Consider the following 17,379-nt stretch of genomic DNA (forward strand, 5'->3'; position numbering starts at 1 on the left):
ATTTGGCTGTTAAGGCTGAGTGAAAAAACCCGCGAGTGATCGCGGGTTTTTTTATGAGCACAGGTTTATTTTGCACATACACGCACAGGCCCAACGTTCTAAATGTTCACAACACCGAATGAGTGCGGTTAATCATGTTTTGAGCCAGGGTCAGGCGAGTGCCCATCTGATTTATCTGAAAAATGAAAGTCCTCACATTGCTCTTGTCACTGATGAGCAACAACTGATTTCTGGAGTCATTCAGGGTTTCGCGTAAACGAGTGCAGTAACCAAGCACATTACCGGCTGCTTCCAATGCGACGGTATATTCAGTTCGTGAGGCGTCAAGGCTGCTATTGGCGAGATCCAGTTGTTTTTGCACAGGCCCGGAAAATGTTGAATCAGGCCTGCGATGCCGGGCTTCATGCTCTGCAATCTTGACCCTCATGAAGTCAACCGTGCGCGGGATAATGTCAGTGGCGGTTTGCAGAAGCAGTTTCAGCTCGCTGAACGCTGTATAAAGCAAACCGTCAAATTGGGTGAGCTTTTGCGACAGGAAATACGTCACATCGTAGGTTTTACTGGAGGGGCTGATACCGAGTTTACCGTTCATGTTGAATGGCTCTGCATGAAGCAACAAGGTATTCAGATTTTCACGAACGGCGTCAGTACCCTCTGGTCGTTTGTAGAGTTTGAGTTGGCTAACCAGTTCGTTGGCTTCATCAATGACTCGGGTGGCATCCTGATGCAGTTGGCGTAGGTTCTTTACTGTTCCTGGCCATAGAGGAATATCACGCTTGGCACGAGCCGCAACATTGTTCAGTGCCGGGTGTTGGCCGCTCTGCAGTAATGGTAGGGTAAGGTTTTTCAAGAAGCTGTCGACGGAGATGGCATAACGCTCAAGATAGGCTTGGAAGTTATTCAAGCCAAGCACATCAGACTTGCCGATAAAATATGCAGCCATGGCAATGCTCGCTTATTGTTGTGATCGAAGAGTGCGGTACAAGGGCGGGCGTTGCCACCCTTGTAACGTCATCGTTCGATTTGTTTAGCGGAAGGATGGCAAGTAATGGATCACCGCTTTAGCGTCCTGAAGCCACTGCTCGACAGACTCATCGTCGTCGTGCTGTGTCGACGTGTGCTTGTTTACGAAGGACATCAATGAGGTGACGATTTTCGAGTACTCCTGAACGTACTTCGCGCGCTCATCGTCAAAGCCGTGGATGCTGTCGATTAACCGGATGCGCTGGTCAGCCATCCTTGCTTCATCTTTCTTGTCGTTGATTTTCTGTATTTCTGCATCAATACGAGCGCGTAGGTTTTTGCGCAGGCTCAACAGCCCGAAGTAGTTCAGTGATGCGTCAAGGGTGGCGAGTGACTTCTGCAACAGATCAAGGGCAGCCTTCACGGCAACTGCGTGTGGACCTGCCAGTTGGAGAGCGGCGAGCGATTCGGCGTTGAGAATGGTCTCTTGACCAATATCGGCAAACCCCTTGGTTTCAAGGGCCTTGATTGCATCGTTCAATGTGTGCAGTTCGCTGTTGAGGATGCTGTTACGCTCTTCAAGGACAGTAATCTCTGCAGGCAGTCTCACAGCCTCTATGTCGAGCGTTGCTAGGGAGGCCATAGTTGATTGGCGGCTGAATGTTTCTTTGAGCAACTTCAGGTGATTGGCCATTTGCATTGCCCTTTCGCCAGTGATCTCTGTCGCATCAACCCGGACGCCCGAGATGCGTCCCAGAATATATTCCCGATCATCTTCATCAGTGACTTCCTCAAGGTCGTCTTTATAGCGCGCGACCTGGTCGATAGGATACTCCAGCGCAAAGCTTATTTTCTGGGCTGCGTCGTAAAATTCCCGGTGCGCGTCATTCAGTCCGGCGTTCAGACTGTTGAATTTGGCAAAGACATTTGGCAGAAAGTTTGTTGCGTTGTGGTAGACGGTGGCTTCTATCATTTTCGAGTTGCAGGCATTTTTTGCATCACGCATCGCGATCATATCGGGCACGTCAAGAAATATAGGGGTATTCATGGCTATTAGACTCCGACGCTGTAAAGTTGTCTTGGGGTGATGCTCTGACGCTGCATATTAGTGTTGGGATTATTCTCTTCACGGAATTCTTTATCGGCCTGGTCAAAGACCTCATAAAGGAGTGCAGCATCGCGGCCAATCGTTTCCCAAGGTGTAACGACGGATCGAAAGTGATCCCTGAACTGGTATAAGTTCAAGGCGTCATTGATGGTGTCTACGCCTTGCCTGGACCGCTCGATGAATAGGGTGAGGTGATTCCACACGATGGCCAGATTTTTGGTGGCCATGTCGGCGTCAACGGCAATGGCATCCAGGTCCTGCAGTTTGCTTCGTACTCGATGTAACGAAGCAAGGACTTTATCTTTAGTGCGCATTTCTGCGATCTTACCTTCCTGCTCCCGGCGCAGTTCATTACGTTCTTTACGGATTTTTTCCGCTTCAACGCCGTTGTAAATAGCAATGCCCAGTCCGACGATGTTCAATTGAGACGCCGCTTCCAGAGCAGACTTGACAGAGTTCTTGTAGGCGGCGTTAAGCTCTTCAATTTTTGTGGCGCGAAGCTCGATGTTTTCGCTCAGCGTTTTTATAGCATGTGCAAGATTGCTGTTGTTGATGGTTTCGATCTTGATTTTGATCTCGGGGATCACTTTTTCCGCAAGGTCAATGCTGAATTTGTCGAGGCGTTTTTTCAGAGTGTCCGCATCGCTTTGTTGCCGTTTCACGGCTTCGAGTATATTGTCCAGAAAATAGCTGAATTGGCTGACGGTGTATTTGTCCGCTGCGTCAAACTGGAACTCTTTGAGACGGTCGCCGAGTTCATCCTTAAGCTTTCGAAGATCTTCCAGTGTTCTGATGTTGTACGTGTCGAGTTTGTTTAGTGTTCTTACATCACTGATGATTTCTTGCATGGTGATGCCGTTGTTTTTGATGTCGCCAGCAAATATCTGAAGCTTACTGGTCACGGCGATCAAGTCAGTGCGTAATGGGTTCCACGTCCGGGCGTGGTTGTTTATCAGTGTAAACGTCTTTTGAAAGTCCTTGGGTTCCAGACCCTTTCCTGCGCCATCACCTTCGTTGTAGCCAAGGTAGCCAATCACTGCACCTAGTTCGACTGGCAACGCGAGGCCTTCCATTTCATAGCGCTTGATGTCCAGAATCTGGTCTTTTGTCAGAATTAATCCAGGTCCACGAGTTGAGTCCGGCAGACGGCCTACCGAGGCGTGGATTAAAATTAGCGGCGCTCTACTGGCTTCGTCGACCAAGGTGTCGTCGGCCACTGGAGTATCATATTGATAAGTCATTTCATTAATCCTTTAATGAATGGGCTGAAAGTTATTACGTGTGCAGCTTCGTGCTGCACAATCGCTAGGCTAGGTGTCAGGGTAGGGCGGGTCAAAGCGGGAAGTAAGTCCGGATTTGTAATGCGCTGAAGTTTCATGCTTTAACGTTAGTTATTGTTGCAAGGCCTGTTATTCAGCCACCGTTCAAACCCCCGGTTTAAACGTTGCTCCTCTGTAAACGCCCACTTGACAGCGAAACGTCTTACTCGCGAAGTCTGGAGTGCCACTTCACCAACGAGTTGATTCCTACAGATTGCGTGGCACCTGTGAAGCGGCTGCCCTTTCGCGTCTTCGGGAATCAGATACAGATGAGAATTCATCCCTTTTAGGCGCATAATGCGCCGCATTGCGGGTCCATGAGGTCGTAAGGGTGCTGAAGAAGATTCTGTTTCAAGTCCACTGGTTCTTCGGCATCACGGCCGGGCTCGTGCTGGCGTTGATGGGTATAACCGGGGCTCTCTATTCGTTCGAGGATGAGATCCTTGAGTGGATCAACCCTGATGCGTTGATCATCGAGGTGCGTGGCACACCTTTGCCACCGGTAGAGTTGGTGCGCAAACTGGAAGCCGAAACGGGGCTGACCGTGGCGATCCTGCGCGTACAGGTCGTGGGCGACAAAGCTGCACAGGTTTATTTCACGCCGCCACCCGGTGAGCGGCGCGGGCCGATGCGCAACTTCAACCCGTACACCGGTGAAGTCACGGGCGACGCTGCCGGTGCCGGTTTTTTTGATTTTGTTTTGCGCCTGCACCGATTCCTCGCCATGGGGGAATACGGCAAACAGGTGACCGCTGCCTGCACGCTGATTCTGATTTTCTTCTGCCTGTCCGGGCTTTATTTACGCTGGCCACGCAAGGCTCTGAACTGGCGTATCTGGCTGACCATGGACTGGGCCAAAAAGGGTCGCAGCTTCAACTGGGACCTGCATTCGGTATTTGGCACCTGGTGCCTGCTGTTCTATCTGCTGTTCGCTGTCACCGGTTTGAACTGGTCTTACGACTGGTTCAGCAATGGCATGCACGCGTTGCTGGGCGATGCGCCAATAGGCGAGCAGCGGCGGGGTGGTGGTATGCGCCCTGTCGGTAAAAGCGAGCCAGCGCCGAAGGCTGATTACGTCGCGATCTGGAACAGTATTCAGGCGACGGCAGGTCCAGCATTGGCTTCGTACAATATTCGCCTGCCCAACACTGCCGGTCAGCCCGCGACCATTTTCTACCTGCTCAAGGATTCGCCACATCCACGGGCGCTCAACCAGATCACCCTAGACCCTGCCACCGGCAGCATCAGCGCGGTGTCCCGCTATGCCGAGAAGAGCTTCGGCGCGCAGTTGCTGGTCAGCAATTACAGCCTGCACGTTGGCAGTTATTTCGGCATGCCGGGGCGGATCATCATGACCGTCGCATCGCTGATGATGCCGCTGTTTTTCATCACGGGCTGGTTGTTGTATCTGGATCGTCGACGCAAGAAGCGCGATGTGCGCAACGCCCGTGCGGGTGTCGCCAGCAACATTGAAGGGCCTGCATGGCTGATTGGTTTTGCCAGTCAGAGCGGGTTTGCCGAACAGTTGGCCTGGCAGACGGCCGGGCAACTGCAAGCTGCGGGAATGCCGGTGAATGTTCAGCGCCTGGCTGATGTCACCGAACAGGACTTGAGCCAAAGCCGTAACGCGCTATTTGTGGTCAGCACGTTCGGCGACGGCGAAGCGCCGGACAGTGCCCGGGCTTTCGAGCGCAAGCTGCTAGGGGCAGGGCTGTCACTGGAAAATCTGAATTATGCGGTGCTGGGGCTTGGCGATCGGCAGTATCAACATTTCTGTGCGTTTGCTCATCGCTTGCAGGACTGGTTGAAAGAGCGGGGCGGCCAGTCGCTGTTTGCCTCCGTGGAAGTGGACAGCGCCGACCCGGTCGCCCTGCAGCATTGGCAGCAGCAGTTGGGGCAATTGACTGGCAGTACGCCTGCGGTTCTCTGGCAAGCGCCCGCTTATGACAACTGGGTTTTGTCGCAGCGCGAACTGCTTAATCCGGGCAGCAGCGGTTCGAAGGTGTTTCTGTTGGGCCTGACACCGCCGCCGTCGAACACATGGGCGGCTGGCGACCTGGTGGAGGTGATGCCACGCAACAGCCCGCAGGCCGTCGAAGACTTTCTCGCCGGGCTGGGTGTTGCTGTCGATAGCAGCGTGAACATTGGCGGGCTGGACGAGCCTGTCGAAGTGGCATTGGCCAGCCGTCAATTGCCTCACCACCGTGCGCATCTTGTGGGGCTGCATGCTCAGGCATTGATTGATGCGTTGGTACCGTTGGCCCCGCGTGAGTACTCCATCGCGTCTATCGCCGAGGATGGCGTGCTGGAGTTGATCGTGCGTCAGGAGCTGCATCCGGATGGAGGTCTGGGGCTGGGTTCCGGTTGGCTGACGGAGCATGTTGCGCTCAACGAAGCGGTCAGTCTGCGAGTGCGGCGCAACAGCAGCTTCCATCTGCCCGCCGAGCCTCGACCATTGATCCTGCTGGGTAACGGCACCGGGCTGGCCGGGTTGCGCAGTCTGCTCAAGGCGCGCATCGCACAGGGGCAGTTGAGCAATTGGTTGCTGTTTGGCGAGCGTCATCAGGCCTTTGACTTTCATTGCGGTGACGAATTGCGGGCGTGGCTGGCGGCAGGAAAACTCACGCGGCTGGACCTGGCGTTTTCCCGTGATCAGGCTGAGAAGATTTATGTGCAGGATCGCTTGCTGCAAGCCGCGGACGAGTTAAAAGCGTGGCTTGCGGACGGCGCAGCGATTTACATCTGCGGCAGCCTGGAAGGCATGGCGGCTGGAGTGGACACGGCGCTGATCGAGATCATTGGCGCGCAGGCAGTGGGAGAGTTGATCGAGGAAGGGCGGTATCGAAGGGATGTTTATTGACAGTCCCTGAAGCGAATTCAGTGAACTCGGTCCTATGTGGGAGCCGAGCTTGCTCGCGATAAGGTTCACACGATTTGTGTTAGATCGCGTACAACTTCATCGCGAGCAAGCTCGGCTCCTACAGGTCTATCATCAACCCTTAAATTTACGCCGCCACAAACTGCTCGGCGTAATGGCAGGCAACCTGGCGGTTGTCGACCAGACGCAGGGCCGGTTCTTCAGTGGAGCAACGCTCGGTCGCGTACGGGCAGCGCTTGTGGAAGGCGCAGCCGCTTGGCGGGTCGAGCGGGTTAGGCAGTTCACCGACGATCTTGATCTTCGGCTTCAGCGGGTCCGGATGAATCGTCGGGGTCGCCGACAGCAACGCCTGGGTGTACGGGTGCAGCGGACGGTTATAGATCTCTTCCTTGGGACCCATTTCCGCCGGGCGGCCCAGATACATCACCAGCACCGTATCCGCAACGTGACGCACCACCGACAGGTTGTGGGAGATGAACACGTAAGCCGTGTTGAACTCCTGCTGCAGGTCCATGAACAGGTTCAGCACCTGTGCCTGAATCGACACGTCCAGCGCGGAAGTCGGTTCGTCTGCCACCAGCACTTTTGGTTGCAGCATCATGGCGCGAGCCAGAGCGATACGCTGACGCTGACCACCGGAGAACATGTGCGGATAACGCTGATAGTGCTCAGGGCGCAAACCGACCTGAGCCATCATCGCCTGCACTTTCTCCCGACGTTCCTTGGCAGACAGGTTGGTGTTGATCAACAGCGGCTCGCCGAGCTGATCACCAATTTTCTGCCGTGGATTGAGCGACGCGTACGGGCTCTGAAAAACCATCTGCACGTCTTTGCGCAGTTGCTTGCGTTGATCCTTGGTGGCACCGGTAACTTCCTGACCGGCGATTTTCAGCGAGCCAGAGGATGGCTCTTCAATCAGGGTCAAGGCGCGGGCCAGGGTCGACTTGCCACAGCCGGACTCACCGACCACAGCCAGCGTCTTTCCTGCTTCAAGTTCGAAAGACACGCCATTAAGTGCGCGTACCAGTGCGTGACCTTTGAACAGGCCACGGGAGACTTCGTAGTGACGGGTAAGGTCGCGGGCGGTAAGAACGACGCTCATTACGCCACCTCCTGATTCAACGGATAGAAGCAACGCGCCAGGCTGTGAGCTTTTGGATCAAGCCCTGGGCGCTGGGTGCGGCATTTGTCCTGCACGTAAGGGCAGCGCGGCGAGAGCAGGCAGCCTTGCGGGCGGTCATAACGACCCGGGACCATGCCCGGGAGGGTCGCCAGACGCTCGGCACCCATGCTGTGTTCCGGAATCGCCGCCAGCAGCGCTTCGCTGTAGGGGTGTGCCGGCACGTCGAACAAACCGGGTACCTGACCCACTTCAACCGCCTGGCCTGCATACATCACGCAGACACGCTGAGCGGTTTCAGCCACAACCGCCAGGTCGTGAGTAATCAGCACCAGCGCCATGTCCTGCTCTTTTTGCAGGCTTAGCAGCAGTTCCATGATCTGCGCCTGAATCGTTACGTCCAGTGCAGTGGTGGGTTCGTCAGCGATCAGCAGCTTGGGTTCGCCAGCAATCGCCATGGCAATCGCCACACGCTGGCTCATGCCGCCCGACAGTTGATGCGGGTACGCATTGAGACGCGATGCAGCGCCCGGGATTTCAACTTTCTGCAGCAGCTCAAGGGCACGTTGACGCGCCGCCCTGCCAGACAGGTTCAGGTGTTGACGCAGAACCTCTTCGATCTGGAAGCCCACGGTGTAGCTGGGGTTCAGTGCGGTCATTGGGTCTTGAAAGACCATCGCCAGGTCTTTACCGATGATCTTGCGACGCTGCCGGGAGTTGAGCTTGAGCAGCTCATGGCCGTCGAAGTTCAGTGAGTCAGCGGTGATCACGCCAGGGTGATCGATCAGGCCCATCAACGCCATCATGGTTACGGATTTACCCGAACCCGACTCGCCGACGATGGCCATGACTTCGCCTTTCTCGACGCTCAGCGACAGGCCATCGACAACAGGCACTGCGCTGGCATCGCCGAAGCGGACGTTGAGATTCTTGATTTCCAGAAGTGACATGCGAATCTCCTCAGGCGGCATTTTTGAGTTTCGGGTCCAGCGCATCGCGCAGCCCGTCGCCCATCAGGTTGATTGCCAGCACGCTGAGCAAAATGGTCAGACCCGGCAGGCTCACTACCCACCAGGCGCGTTCGATGTAGTCCCGTGCCGAAGCAAGCATGGTGCCCCACTCAGGTGTTGGCGGTTGCACGCCCAGACCGAGGAAGCCCAGCGCAGCGGCGTCGAGGATTGCCGAGGAGAAACTCAAGGTCGCCTGCACGATCAGCGGTGCCATGCAGTTTGGCAGCACGGTGATGAACATCAGGCGCGGCAGGGTAGCGCCAGCCAGACGCGCAGCCGTCACGTAGTCGCGGTTCAGTTCGCCCATCACCGCAGCGCGGGTCAGACGAACGTACGAAGGCAGCGAGACGATGGCGATCGCGATTACGGTGTTGATCAGGCCAGGGCCGAGGATGGCGACAATCGCCACTGCCAGCAGCAGCGAAGGCAGGGCAAGCATGATGTCCATCAGGCGCATGATTGTCGGGCCGAGAATGCGCGGGAAGAACCCGGCCAGCAGGCCCATCAGAATGCCCGGAATCAACGACATGACTACCGACGACAAACCGATCAGCAGCGACAGGCGCGAACCTTCGATCAGGCGCGAGAGCAGGTCACGGCCCAGTTCGTCGGTGCCCAGCAGAAACTGCCATTGGCCGCCTTCAAGCCAGACCGGAGGGGTCAACAGGAAGTCACGGTATTGCTCGCTCGGGTCATGCGGCGCGACCCAAGGGGCAAACAGCGCGCAGAACACGATCAGGGTCATGAACATCAGGCCGGCAACCGCGCCTTTGTTTTTCGCAAAGGCTTGCCAGAATTCTTTGTACGGCGAGGGGTAAAGCAGGCTTTGATCGACTGCTACCGCAGGAGTAGGTGTGCTCATAGGTAATGATCTCAGCGCTGGTGACGGATGCGTGGGTTGGCAAAGCCGTAGAGGATGTCCACCACGAAGTTGACCAGGATCACCAGGCAGGCGATCAGCAGAATGCCGTTTTGTACCACTGGGTAGTCACGGGCACCGATCGCTTCGATCAGCCACTTGCCGATACCCGGCCAGGAGAAGATCGTTTCGGTCAGTACCGCACCGGCGAGCAGGGCGCCAACTTGCAGGCCGAACACAGTCAATACCGGGATCAGCGCGTTACGCAGGCCATGCACGAACACCACGCGAGCAGGCGACAGGCCCTTGGCACGAGCGGTCCGGACGTAGTCTTCACGCAGTACTTCCAGCATCGAAGAACGGGTCATCCGGGCGATCACCGCCAACGGGATGGTACCGAGCACGATGGCAGGCAGAATCAGGTGATGCAGTGCATCAAGGAAGGCGCCTTCTTCATCGCTGAGCAATGTGTCGATCAGCATGAAACCGGTTCTTGGCGGGATGTCATACAGCAGGTCGATACGCCCGGAGACCGGTGTCCAGCCCAGCGTCACCGAGAAGAACATGATCAGGATCAGGCCCCACCAGAAGATCGGCATCGAATAGCCCGCCAGGGAAATACCCATCACCCCGTGATCGAATAACGAACCCCGTTTGAGCGCAGCGATGACTCCGGCCAGCAAGCCAAGAATGCCCGCAAAGATCAGTGCTGCAATCGACAGTTCCAATGTGGCCGGGAACAGTGCGGTGAACTCGGTCCACACGCTGGTCCGCGTGCGCAACGATTCGCCAAGGTCGCCTTGGGCGAGCTTGCCGACATAATCCAGGTATTGCGCATACAGGGGTTTGTTAAGGCCAAGGCGTTCCATGGCCTGAGCGTGCATTTCCGGATCGACCCGGCGTTCACCCATCATGACTTCAACCGGGTCGCCCGGAATCAGGCGGATCAAGGCAAAGGTCAGCAAGGTGATGCCGAAAAACGTGGGTATCAACAACCCCACTCGGCGGGCGATAAAACTAAACATCTTTGTGTGTACCTCATCAGCCGGTTAGGCGTATTCCAGCGGGGCTCTGGTTAGAGCCCGCCGGATTATTTTTCTACTTCACCCTGGTAGTGGCGAAGTTGTTATTGGTCAGCGGGCTAATTTGGTAGCCTTCGACGTTGCTACGCATTGCAGTAAACAGTTTTGGATAAGCCAGGCTCAGCCAGGGTACGTCTTTAGCGAAAATCTGCTGGGCTTGTTCGTAGAGTGCAGCGCGCTCCGCCGGGTCGGTCTTTTCCCGAGCCTTGGAGATTGCCTCTTCAAAAGCCTTGTTACACCAGCGGGCGTAATTTTCACCATTCTTCGCGGCTTCGCAACTCAGGTTAGGTGTCAGGAAGTTATCCGGGTCGCCATTGTCGCCAGCCCAGCCTGCAAACACCATGTCGTGTTCACCTGCTTTGGCACGTTTTAGCATCTCGCCCCATTCCATGACGCGCAGATTCAACTTCAAACCGATTTTGGCCAGGTCCGCTTGCAGCATTTGCGCACCCAGCGCCGGGTTCGGGTTAGTCACTGCGCCGCCATTACGCAAGAACAGGCTGAACTCCTGACCTTCCGGAACGCCTGCTTCTTTAAGCAGTGCCCGTGCTTTTTCCTGGTCGTGTGTCGGGTTCTTGATGTCGTGGGCGTAGCCGAGCAGGGTTGGAGGATACGGATTTACCCCTTCAGTTGCTTTGCCTTCGCCGAACAACGCCTTGATATACGCTTTTTTGTCGAACGCCAGATTGATCGCTTCACGCACACGCACATCGCTCAGGTACTTATGCGTCGTGTTGATGGCGATGTAGCTGGTCATCATGGCTTCCATCTCGTCGATCTTGAGCTTGGGGTCTGCCTTGATGGTTGCGATGTCGTCCGGTTTTGGATAAAGCGCGACCTGACACTCATTAGCCTTGAGCTTTTGCAGGCGCACATTGCTGTCCAGTGTGATCGCAAAAATCAGCGCTTCACTGGGCACTGCACCCTTCCAGTAATCCGGGTTGGCTTTATAGCGAACTTGAGCGTCTTTGGCATAGCGAGTCAGGATGAACGGGCCTGTGCCGATGGGCTTGCTGTTCAGTTCTGCTGTTTTGCCCGCTTTGAGCAACTGGTCGGCGTACTCGGCGGAATAGATCGAGGTGAACGGCATGGCCAGGTCACGCAGGAACGGCGACTCAGGACGCGTCAGGGTGAATTTGACGGTGTGGTCGTCGATCTTTTCGATGCTTTTAAGCAGGTCATTGAAGCCCATGCTTTCAAAATAAGGGTAACCGGTCAGAGATTTCTCATGCCAAGGGTGCTTCGGGTCCAGCTGACGCTGAAAGCTCCAAAGGACGTCATCGGCGTTCATCTCGCGGCTTGGTTTGAAATACTCGGTGGTCTGGAACTTGACGCCTTTGCGCAGGTGGAACGTGTAGGTCAGGCCGTCGTCACTGACGTCCCAGCTTTCAGCGAGGTTGGGTTCTGTCTCGGTGGTGCCGGGCTTGAAGCCTACCAGTTTGTCGAGGAACGTTTCTGCCGTGGCATCAGCCGTGACAGCGGTGGTGTATTGAACGATATCGAAGCCTTCAGGGCTGGCTTCGGTGCACACCACCAAAGGCTTGGCCGAGACGCTCATTGCCGCACTGAGCAGTGCCAGGGCGATAGAGTTGCGTAGCGATAGCAGTTTCAATGGGAAACCTCCGTTGATTGAGCGTCAAAGACTGATCCGCCGCGGTGTTGGCCCCCGCGGCGGATCGGTCAGGTCACGAATTACAGGATGTTGAATGGAATCGTGGTTACCAGACGGAACTCGTTGATGTTGCCATCAGCCTGGTTTTCGCTGGCGCGGTGCGTGGTGTAGGTCGCGCGGATCGCGGTGGCCTTGAGTGGGCCGGACTGTACAGCGTATGAAGTGCCGATGCCGTACTCGTAGTGCGTTTCGCCGTCCATTGCCAGCACGTCGCTATACGCAGTGCCTTTGTACTTGGTGCCGTCGATGTCCCAGCCGCGAGCTTGGTAGATGTTGAATTTCAGACCTGGCACGCCGTATTCAGCCATGTTCAGCACGTAGCTGAGCTGAAGGGATTTCTCGTTCGGGCCGTTGAAGTCCGACAGCAGGGAGTTGGCCAGGAAGATCGCGTTGGATTCGCCGAGGTAGTCAAAGTACTCGTCGCCGTTCACGTCCTGATAAGCGATGCTAAAGCTGTGCGCTTTGTGGGTCGCGGTGAACGACAGGCTGTAAGTGTCGTTGTCGATCGGACCCAGCTTGCGGCTGCCGGAATCTTTGGTTTTGTAGTAGTTCAGGTTGGAGCTCAAGCCCAGTACGTCGGTATCGCCCAGTTCATGGGTGAACGCGAAATAGTACTGGTGCCAGAAGTCTTCAACGTTGGACGCATACAGGCTGGTCGTCAGACTCTCGAACGGCTTGTAATCCATACCTGCCATGTCGACCCGATCAGCCGTCGCACCGTTGCCAGCATACGAAGAGCTGAACTTGGTCATGCTCTGTTGCATACGTGGCGAAATGCGATCGTAACTACCGGCCTGGAACGACAAGTTGTTGAATTCGGCGCTTTTCAGCGTGACACCGTTGAAGCTCGATGGCAGCGCGCGGTTGCCGAGGTAGGCAATCACAGGGTTGTTCAGCGACTGGCGGCCTGCGGTCAGGGTGGTGTTGGAAACACGCGCTGTGATGTTGGCAAGACCTGCCTTGCTCCATTGGCCGACTGCGTCACCGTCACTGTCAGCCAGGGTGCGGTTGGAGCTGTTGATGAAGTGATCCTGATCACGATCCAGCGCAATCGCGTTGTAAAGTGCCAGTTCAGTGGAGAAGCCTACAACGCCTTGAGTGAAGCCCGAGGTGTAGTTAACGATGGTGCCCTGTTGCCAGTTGATGCGACGTGGGGTTGTTTTTGTAACGCCATCATCCTGATAACTGTAGCGCGGGGTATCTCGACGACGCAGCTCGTTCGAATACCAGTTACGCGTCGTACCGGTCAGGTGTGAATCTTCAATGAAGCCACCGGCCTCGCCCTGTGCACTTTTAGAACTCAGCTCGGTTGGCACGAATGCCTGGCTAACAGGTTCTGCCTGGGCCATTGCGCTCAATGAAGCAATAGACAAAGCGACTGCTGCGGTACTGACTTTTCTCACGATTGAAGCTCCCTTTACTACTTATAGTTGCCAGTTTTTTTGGTCTGGCTCTGGTTGTATGAGGCTTTTTTTGCCCCGTTTTTTTGGATACATCTGCTAACAAAACGAATTTCTGGAACAGTGATACTCACCGCCCTGGTCAAGGGCAGTGAGTGTCTGTTGGTCTTTTGCTTAGTCGGCGACGCTGACGCCGGTGAAAGTGTTACGTCCGAACGGGCTGACTTTGAAACCCTGCACTTCTTTACGCAGCGGCTGGTTGACCGTGGAGTGAGCGATCGGTGTGATTGGCACTTGCTGTTTCAAGTACTGCTGGGCCTGTTTGTACAGGTCGGTACGCTTCTCTCTGTCCGCGGTGGCAACAGCGGCCTTGACCAGTGCGTCGTATTTCTCGTCGCACCACATGGAGTAGTTGTTACCGCCAATGGCCGCACAGCTGTACAGCGTGCCCATCCAGTTGTCCGGATCACCATTGTCGCCAGTCCAGCCGATTAGCGAGATATCGTGCTCACCCGCCTTGGTGCGCTTGAGGTATTCGCCCCACTCGTAGCTGACGATCTTGACCTTGATACCCACTTTGGCCCAATCGGCCTGGAGCATTTCAGCCATCAGTTTGGCGTTGGGGTTGTAAGGACGTTGTACCGGCATTGCCCAGAGGGTCAGCTCGGTACCTTCCTTGATGCCCGCAGCGCGCAGCAGCTCTTTGGCTTTTTCAGGGTTGTACGGGTTGTCCTTGATGGTCTCGTCGTAAGACCACTGGGTCGGCGGCATGGCATTGACGGCCAGTTGGCCTGCGCCCTGATACACGGCGTTGATGATCGCCTGTTTGTTGACGGCCATGTCCAGCGCCTGACGCACTTCCAGTTTGCCCAATGGCTCATGGCGAACGTTGTACGAGATATAACCCAGGTTGAAGCCAGCCTGTTCCATCACCTTCAGGTCTTTGTCTTCCTTGAGCTTCTGGATATCGGCCGGGCGTGGGTTGAGCGAAACCTGGCACTCGTTGGCCTTGAGCTTCTGCATCCGTACCGAGGCGTCGGTATTGATCGCGAAAATCAGGTTGTCGATTTTGACGCGGCTCGGGTCCCAGAACTCCTTGTTGCCCTTGTAGCGAATTTGCGAGTCTTTCTGGTAACGCTGGAATACAAAGGCGCCGGTACCGATAGGCTTCTGGTTGATGTCGTGCAGGTTGCCGGACTTCATCAACTGGTCTGCGTATTCAGCGGACAGAATCGAGGCGAAGTTCATCGCGACGTTCTGGATGAACGCGGCATCAACCTTGTTCAGGGTGAAGACCACGGTCAGCGGATCGGTTTTTTCCACCGACTTGATGTTCTTGTTCAGGCCCATGCCGTTGAAGTACGGGAATTCGGTCGGGTAAGCGACACGAAACGGGTGATCCTGTTTGAGCATGCGATTGAACGTGAACAGCACGTCATCGGCGTTGAACTCGCGGGTTGGTTTGAAGTACGGCGTGGTGTGGAACTTCACCCCTTCGCGCAAGTGGAAGGTGTAGGTCAGGCCGTCTTCGGAAACATCCCACTTGGTGGCCAGTGCCGGGATGACTGCCGTGCTGCCCTGTTCGAATTCTGTCAGGCGATTGTAGATCGGTTCGGCGGCGTCGTTATCGGTGCCGGCCGTGTACTGGGCGATGTCGAAACCTGCCGGGCTGCCTTCCGAGCAAAACACCAGATTGCTTGCGGCTTGAGCCGCAGGCGTCATGCCCAGCAAACCAAGGCTGAACAACGACGACATGGCAATGGTTTTACGCATGATGATCCTTATCCTTCAAGTGAGTAGTTAATGCCCAACAATTGCCAGGCAAAGCATTGCCTGCAAGCTGGAAGCCTTCTCGACTGCTCAGTAACAAAATGAAATAGCTTGGCCCGCGCCCTCGAAGGTATGTCCGTTGGGCGAGACTGTATGTAGTACCTGGTGCCTAAAAGCGCGTAGGAAACTTCTGTATGTAGTTAGCGCACTTTATGTAGGCGCTGCCGAAGGCTGCGATAGCGTTATATCTGACGCACCGCGATTCGCAGCCTTCGGCAGCTCCTATAAGGAAATACGAATATTTATATATCCGACAAAAGGAAGTAACTGCGCTGTTTGACAGCGCAGTTACTTGGTCTTACTTGCCGGTAACGCTAACGCCGTAGAACGAGTTCAGACCAAACGGGCTGATCTTGAAGTCTTGTACGGTAGTGCGCATCGGTTGGTAAACCGTCGAGTGCGCGATAGGCGTCATTGGCACGGCCTCTTTGAGGAGGTGCTGTGCCTGTTTATACAGTTCGGTACGCTTGGCCTGGTCGGTCGTTTCCTTGGCCTGGTGGATCAAGGTATCGAACGGCTTGTCACACCATTTGGCAAAGTTGTTGCCGTTGATGGCGTCACAGCCAAACAGGGTACCCAGCCAGTTGTCCGGGTCACCATTGTCACCGCTCCAGCCAATCAGCATTGCGCCGTTTTCACCGGCTTTGGCGCGCTTGATGTACTCGCCCCACTCATAGCTGACGATCTTGGCGTTGATACCGATTTTCTTCCAGTCGGACTGGAGCATCTCGGCCATCAGTTTGGCGTTCGGGTTGTAAGGACGCTGAACCGGCATCGCCCACAGGGTGATTTCGGTGCCTTCCTTGATGCCAGCCTGCTTGAGCAAGGCTTTGGCTTTTTCAACGTCAAACGGTGCATCTTTGATGGTGGTGTCGTAAGACCACTGGGTTGGCGGCATGGCGTTCACAGCCAGTTGGCCCGCGCCCTGATACACCGCATCAATGATGCCTTGCTTGTTCACGGCCATGTCCAGGGCCTGGCGAACTTCCTTGATGGCCAGAGGGTTTGGCTGATCGCTACCCTTGATCTTGTCCATGGTGTTGTAAGCGATGTAACCCAGGTTGAAGCCTGCCTGATCCGGCATCTTCAGGTCCTTGTCGGCCTTGAGTGGAGCGAGGTCGGCAGGGCGCGGGTAAGCGGTGATCTGGCATTCGCCTTTCTTGAGCTTCTGCGCACGAACCGAAGCATCGGTAGTGATGGCGAAGATCAGGTTGTCGATTTTGACGTCTTCAGGCTTCCAGTAGTCCTTGTTCCCGGTGTAACGGATATTGGAGTCTTTCTGGTAGCTCTTGAAGACGAAAGGACCGGTGCCGATAGGCTGCTGATTGATCAGCTCCGGCTTGCCTTCCTTGAGCAGCTTGTCAGCGTATTCAGCAGACTGGATGGACGCGAAGCTCATGGCCAGGTTCTGGATGAAAGCAGCGTCGACTGTGCCTAGCGTCATCTTGACGGTGTGGGCATCAACCTTCTCGATCTTGGTGATGTTGGTGTCCATCGCCATGTCGGTGAAATACGGGAACTCGGTCGGATAGGCTTTGCGGTACGGCATATCCTTGTCGATCATGCGATTAAACGTGAACAGCACGTCATCAGCATTGAATTCGCGGGTTGGCTTGAAGTACGGGGTGGTGTGGAACTTGACGCCTTCACGCAGGTGGAAGGTGTAAGTCAGGCCATCCGGGGACACGTCCCAGCTGGTGGCCAGGCCTGGTACTACAGCGGTACCGCCACGTTCGAACTGGCTCAAACGGTTGAAAACCGTTTCCGCTGCTGCGTCGAAGTCGGTACCAGTGGTGTATTGGCCTGGGTCGAAACCGGCCGGGCTGCCTTCGGAGCAGAACACGAGGTTCGATGCCGCTTGAGCGAAAGGAGCTGCAGTGATCAAGCCTGCACTGAGTAGAAACGGAATGACCGCGTGTTTGAGCATGGTGGCCTCAGGTTGTTGTCATTTTTAAAATAGAGGATCTGACCTTGTGAGCCGATCTTGCCGATACTTATGCAGGGGCCATACCCAAAGCAAGATGTTGACGCCAAGGAAGTCTCAAAGTGTGGCACGACCGTACAGGAATGTCGCATAAGTGTAATTTCTGACGCATTTGATCGTTTGCGCGTCGCATTCGGGAAGGTTTTGCGCACCA

12 protein-coding genes are annotated in these 17,379 nt (G+C 55.5%); 1 reads left to right on the top strand and 11 read right to left on the bottom strand.

Annotated elements, in window-relative coordinates:
• Positions 1 to 106: 106 nt before the first annotated feature.
• From AUC61_RS15705 to AUC61_RS15715, 3 genes are all read right to left on the bottom strand, one after another.
• Positions 107 to 943, bottom strand: coding sequence for a hypothetical protein (locus AUC61_RS15705; RefSeq protein ID WP_243247168.1), 837 nt, complete (start codon positions 941 to 943; stop codon positions 107 to 109).
• An 84-nt stretch (positions 944 to 1,027) separates the two neighbouring features.
• Positions 1,028 to 2,011 carry an alpha-xenorhabdolysin family binary toxin subunit B gene (locus AUC61_RS15710; protein ID WP_243247169.1) on the bottom strand — a complete coding sequence of 328 codons (984 nt, stop codon included), beginning with the start codon at positions 2,009 to 2,011 and terminating at the stop codon, positions 1,028 to 1,030.
• Between the two features lie 5 nt (positions 2,012 to 2,016).
• Positions 2,017 to 3,312 carry an alpha-xenorhabdolysin family binary toxin subunit A gene (locus AUC61_RS15715; RefSeq protein WP_243247170.1) on the bottom strand — a complete coding sequence of 432 codons (1,296 nt, stop codon included), beginning with the start codon at positions 3,310 to 3,312 and terminating at the stop codon, positions 2,017 to 2,019.
• Between the two features lie 412 nt (positions 3,313 to 3,724).
• On the opposite strand from AUC61_RS15715, the gene AUC61_RS15720 reads away from it, so the two are divergent.
• The gene (locus AUC61_RS15720; protein ID WP_243247256.1) at positions 3,725 to 6,250 is read left to right on the top strand and encodes a sulfite reductase flavoprotein subunit alpha; all 2,526 of its coding nucleotides are present in this window, start codon (positions 3,725 to 3,727) and stop codon (positions 6,248 to 6,250) included.
• A gap of 145 nt (positions 6,251 to 6,395) precedes the next feature.
• Here the strand turns inward: AUC61_RS15720 and AUC61_RS15725 are convergent, their stop codons facing one another.
• From AUC61_RS15725 to AUC61_RS15760, 8 genes are all read right to left on the bottom strand, one after another.
• Complete coding sequence (locus AUC61_RS15725) at positions 6,396 to 7,370, bottom strand: peptide ABC transporter ATP-binding protein (protein ID WP_243247171.1); 975 nt, start codon at positions 7,368 to 7,370, stop codon at positions 6,396 to 6,398.
• Positions 7,370 to 8,338 (bottom strand): ABC transporter ATP-binding protein, encoded by a 969-nt coding sequence (locus AUC61_RS15730; protein ID WP_243247172.1) that lies wholly within the window; start codon positions 8,336 to 8,338, stop codon positions 7,370 to 7,372. The genes AUC61_RS15725 and AUC61_RS15730 overlap by 1 nt, the downstream gene beginning before the upstream one ends.
• A 10-nt stretch (positions 8,339 to 8,348) precedes the next feature.
• Complete coding sequence (locus AUC61_RS15735) at positions 8,349 to 9,260, bottom strand: ABC transporter permease subunit (protein WP_243247173.1); 912 nt, start codon at positions 9,258 to 9,260, stop codon at positions 8,349 to 8,351.
• An 11-nt stretch (positions 9,261 to 9,271) separates the two neighbouring features.
• On the bottom strand, positions 9,272 to 10,282 hold the full coding sequence (locus tag AUC61_RS15740; RefSeq protein ID WP_243247174.1) for an ABC transporter permease subunit: 1,011 nt from the start codon (positions 10,280 to 10,282) through the stop codon (positions 9,272 to 9,274).
• Between the two features lie 73 nt (positions 10,283 to 10,355).
• Positions 10,356 to 11,951 carry an ABC transporter substrate-binding protein gene (locus AUC61_RS15745; protein ID WP_243247175.1) on the bottom strand — a complete coding sequence of 532 codons (1,596 nt, stop codon included), beginning with the start codon at positions 11,949 to 11,951 and terminating at the stop codon, positions 10,356 to 10,358.
• Between the two features lie 80 nt (positions 11,952 to 12,031).
• Positions 12,032 to 13,414, bottom strand: coding sequence for an OprD family porin (locus tag AUC61_RS15750; RefSeq protein WP_243247176.1), 1,383 nt, complete (start codon positions 13,412 to 13,414; stop codon positions 12,032 to 12,034).
• A 171-nt stretch (positions 13,415 to 13,585) separates the two neighbouring features.
• Positions 13,586 to 15,184 carry an ABC transporter substrate-binding protein gene (locus tag AUC61_RS15755; protein ID WP_243247177.1) on the bottom strand — a complete coding sequence of 533 codons (1,599 nt, stop codon included), beginning with the start codon at positions 15,182 to 15,184 and terminating at the stop codon, positions 13,586 to 13,588.
• Positions 15,185 to 15,539: 355 nt separating this feature from the next.
• Entirely contained in the window at positions 15,540 to 17,168 is a 1,629-nt protein-coding gene (locus AUC61_RS15760) for an ABC transporter substrate-binding protein (RefSeq protein ID WP_122666774.1), read from the bottom strand.
• Positions 17,169 to 17,379 lie beyond the last annotated feature (211 nt).

The sequence above is a fragment of the Pseudomonas maioricensis genome, assembly GCF_022790535.1.
Taxonomy (GTDB): Bacteria; Pseudomonadota; Gammaproteobacteria; order Pseudomonadales; family Pseudomonadaceae; genus Aquipseudomonas; species Aquipseudomonas maioricensis.

Coding starts and splice junctions, on each gene's coding strand:
- AUC61_RS15735 (WP_243247173.1), bottom strand. CDS start 9,260: ATGAGCACACCTACTCCTGCGGTAGCAGTCGATCAAAGCCTGCTTTAC.
- AUC61_RS15740 (WP_243247174.1), bottom strand. CDS start 10,282: ATGTTTAGTTTTATCGCCCGCCGAGTGGGGTTGTTGATACCCACGTTT.
- AUC61_RS15725 (WP_243247171.1), bottom strand. CDS start 7,370: ATGAGCGTCGTTCTTACCGCCCGCGACCTTACCCGTCACTACGAAGTC.
- AUC61_RS15760 (WP_122666774.1), bottom strand. CDS start 17,168: ATGCTCAAACACGCGGTCATTCCGTTTCTACTCAGTGCAGGCTTGATC.
- AUC61_RS15715 (WP_243247170.1), bottom strand. CDS start 3,312: ATGACTTATCAATATGATACTCCAGTGGCCGACGACACCTTGGTCGAC.
- AUC61_RS15755 (WP_243247177.1), bottom strand. CDS start 15,184: ATGCGTAAAACCATTGCCATGTCGTCGTTGTTCAGCCTTGGTTTGCTG.
- AUC61_RS15730 (WP_243247172.1), bottom strand. CDS start 8,338: ATGTCACTTCTGGAAATCAAGAATCTCAACGTCCGCTTCGGCGATGCC.
- AUC61_RS15710 (WP_243247169.1), bottom strand. CDS start 2,011: ATGAATACCCCTATATTTCTTGACGTGCCCGATATGATCGCGATGCGT.
- AUC61_RS15705 (WP_243247168.1), bottom strand. CDS start 943: ATGGCTGCATATTTTATCGGCAAGTCTGATGTGCTTGGCTTGAATAAC.